A 3,278-nucleotide genomic window follows, 5' to 3' on the forward strand; every position below is an offset into this window, starting at 1 on the left:
GACTTATTTGCAAGCAAAGCTTGCCAGATCCCAGTGTCAGCTACTTGGATGACAGGGGAGGGAGGCTACTTGGATGACACTATATAGGCTATTTAGAGGACCCAAAAAGGGTGTCGTCCCAGTGCTTGACACTGGGATCCAACCTTGCCGTAATTTCATCAAGAACGTTGTGTTTTAACATAAAACGGCTACTTTTATGCTTACCAACTTAATAAAATTCCTGGATCCCAGTGTCAAGCACTGGGATGACATCATAGGGACACTGGAATGACACCATAGTGGCACTGCCGTCATAAAGGAACCAGTGTCAGCTACTTGGATGACAGCTAGCCTAACAACCGTCATCCCGCTACTTGTTAGCGGGATCTGGAGATACCGTGACGGTATGACAAGGAAGAACAGTTGCATTCCTGCACAATTTATTCTCATGACAAAAACGTCTTAACTTTTTCTCTACTTTTTCTGGGCAAGGTCACTAATTGACATGGTATCTTGTCAAAATATTTTTTGAAAAAATGGATTGAATTATAGGTAGATTTGGCTATTATTTGTAATACATGGGTATTGGATAAAATGTTTGAAATTAGTTCTGTGCTGCTAGCTCGAATTCAGTGTGCCTTCACAATAGGCTTTCACATTATATTTCCTGCTTTCACGATCGGGCTTGCAAGTTTTCTAGCCTTTTTGGAATGGTGTTGGCTTAAGACTGGTGATACACGTTTCCGTGATGTTTATAAATTCTGGATCAAGATTTTTGCCGTTGCTTTTGGCATGGGAGTGGTATCTGGAGTTGTAATGTCATATCAACTTGGTACCAATTGGTCGATTTTTTCTGACCGCGTAGCCAATGTTCTCGGCCCTCTATTTTCCTTTGAGGTTTTAACAGCCTTTTTTCTGGAGGCATCTTTTTTGAGTATTATGCTATTTGGATGGAATAGAGTAAGTTCTCGTATGCACTTTGCTTCTACTTGTATTGTTGCAGTGGGAACGCTTATTTCAGTTGCAGTGGGAACGCTTATTTCAGCTTTTTGGATTATTGCGGCCAACAGTTGGATGCAAACACCCGCTGGATTCACGATTGGTGAGAATGGTCTCCTATATCCAACCAATTGGTTAGAGATTATTTTTAATCCTTCTTTCCCTTATCGCTTTATTCATATCGTAACAGCAGCCTATCTTACAACAGCTTTTGTGGTTGGTGGTGCAGGAGCATTTTATCTTTGGAGAAAACGACATGCTCCTCAAGCAAGAATTATGCTTGGTATGGCAACCATTATGGTAGCTTTAGCTGCACCATTTCAGCTGTTCATGGGAGATAGGCATGGATTAAATACACTAAAGCATCAACCTGCTAAGATTGCTGCAATGGAAGGTATATGGGAAACCGAAAAAGGGGCTGGCTTACTTTTATTTGCTTATCCGGATCAGCAAAATGAAATTAATCACTACGAGATCAAAATTCCTAATCTTGCCAGCTTGATCTTAACACATGATTTTTTAGGAGAAGTAAAAGGATTAAAGGAATGGAAAAAAGAAGATAGATCACCTGTAGTATGGGTATTCTGGTCCTTCCGTATAATGGTTGGAGTTGGAATTTTAATGATCATAATTGGGTCAGTAAGTGTTATACAGTATCTTCGTGGCAAATTATTCCAAAGTTGTTTCTTACATGGATGGTGGATATCAATGATGCCGTCTGGGTTCATAGCGTTACTTGCAGGTTGGTTCACTACTGAAATTGGTCGTCAACCTTACACTGTATATGGAATTATGCGCACAATTGAATCATTTTCACCTGCGATTACCGGTCCTCAGGTTGCGTGGTCTTTGATTGCATTTATCGTTATGTATACCCTTATATTTGGAGCAGGCAGTTACTATATCCTGAAACTTATATACAAAGGAATTCCTGTCATTAAAGAAGAAGAGCAATTTTATAAACACGGTATTGGAGCTTCAGTGATTGATGCTGGTACATCTGGAAAGGGCAACAATCATGGTTGATTTTTCTTCCTTAATTAATTTACCCCTAATCTGGGGATTACTAATTGCCATAGCTGTTTTACTGTATGTTTTAATGGATGGGTTTGATTTAGGTATTGGTATTTTACTTCCTTTTGCACCGTCAGATAAATGCCGTGATCACATGATAAGCTCAATTGCACCATTTTGGGATGGAAACGAAACATGGTTGGTACTAGGTGGTGGAGGGTTGTTTGCTGCTTTTCCTCTTGCATATTCAATATTAATGCCTGCTTTTTATATTCCAATCATTATTATGCTGCTTGGCCTTATAGTGCGCGGAGTATCTTTTGAGTTTCGTTTTAAGGCAGAAGGAAAATACAGGCAATTATGGGATTATGCCTTTCATTTTGGGTCACTTGGTGCTGCATTTTGCCAGGGCATGATTTTAGGCGCATTTATACATGGTGTAGAAGTAAGCGGACGCAAATTTTCTGGTGGCCAATTTGATTGGGCAAGTGCTTTTAGTGTAATGACAGGCGTTGCTGTGATATTTGGATATGCACTTTTAGGTTCTACATGGCTCATAATGAAGACAGAAAATATAACACAAGAATGGGCACGCAAGGTTGCTTCTTATACGCTTGGTTTTGTAGGTATTTTCATGGGACTAGTGAGTGTAGTGACACCATTTTTAAATGAACGTATTAAAAACTTTTGGTTTAGTATGCCAAATTTTTATTATTTATTTTCTATTCCATTACTCACATCTTGGCTATTTTTCATGCTGTGGTTTGATCTTCAGAATAGTAAACGGGAGTACCGTCCATTCTTTCTCAGTATTGCTATTTATTTTATGGGACACTTAGGTTTAGGAATTAGTATCTACCCATGGATTATACCTTTTCAATATACCGTTCCGGATGCAGCTGCTTCTGGGCCAAGTTTATCTTTAATGCTCATTGTTGTAATACCGCTTTTACCACTCATTTTAACTTACACTGATCATTGCTATTATGTTCTCTAATTGCATGAAAGTCAATAATAATTTTTTGTATCATGAAAAATATTTTTTGATATAAAATTCAGCTCTAATGCAACCTTTTATTTACTATTGTATTATCTTATTCAATCAAAAGGGGGTTTATTGGCAATAAAAACACCAGCACTAAATTTCTAATTAATCTCTTTTAAATTATGCAGCCAATGAATATGTGAATAAGTACGCTTCACAAACTTAAAGTGCTTATTCACATATTCATTAGGCTTATAAAAATTAAAGTGTCATACTTTCCTCATCACCCTAATGATTTTAC

The 3,278-nt window shown here is 37.9% G+C and carries 3 protein-coding genes; 2 read left to right on the top strand and 1 reads right to left on the bottom strand.

Annotated elements, in window-relative coordinates; all coding sequences use genetic code 11:
- Positions 1-174: 174 nt before the first annotated feature.
- Entirely contained in the window at positions 175-345 is a 171-nt protein-coding gene (locus WGMM_RS06390) for a hypothetical protein (protein ID WP_182320634.1), read from the bottom strand.
- Between the two features lie 228 nt (positions 346-573).
- Here WGMM_RS06390 and WGMM_RS01015 point away from each other — a divergent pair, with 228 nt between their 5' ends.
- Both WGMM_RS01015 and cydB read left to right on the top strand, forming a co-directional pair.
- The gene (locus tag WGMM_RS01015; RefSeq protein ID WP_038248694.1) at positions 574-2,004 is read left to right on the top strand and encodes a cytochrome ubiquinol oxidase subunit I; all 1,431 of its coding nucleotides are present in this window, start codon (positions 574-576) and stop codon (positions 2,002-2,004) included.
- A complete protein-coding gene (gene cydB / locus WGMM_RS01020) occupies positions 1,997-2,989 on the top strand; it encodes a cytochrome d ubiquinol oxidase subunit II (RefSeq protein ID WP_038248691.1) in 993 nt (330 codons plus the stop codon). The genes WGMM_RS01015 and cydB overlap by 8 nt, the downstream gene beginning before the upstream one ends.
- Positions 2,990-3,278 lie beyond the last annotated feature (289 nt).

Source organism: Wolbachia endosymbiont of Glossina morsitans morsitans (assembly GCF_000689175.1).
GTDB lineage: Bacteria > Pseudomonadota > Alphaproteobacteria > Rickettsiales > Anaplasmataceae > Wolbachia > Wolbachia pipientis.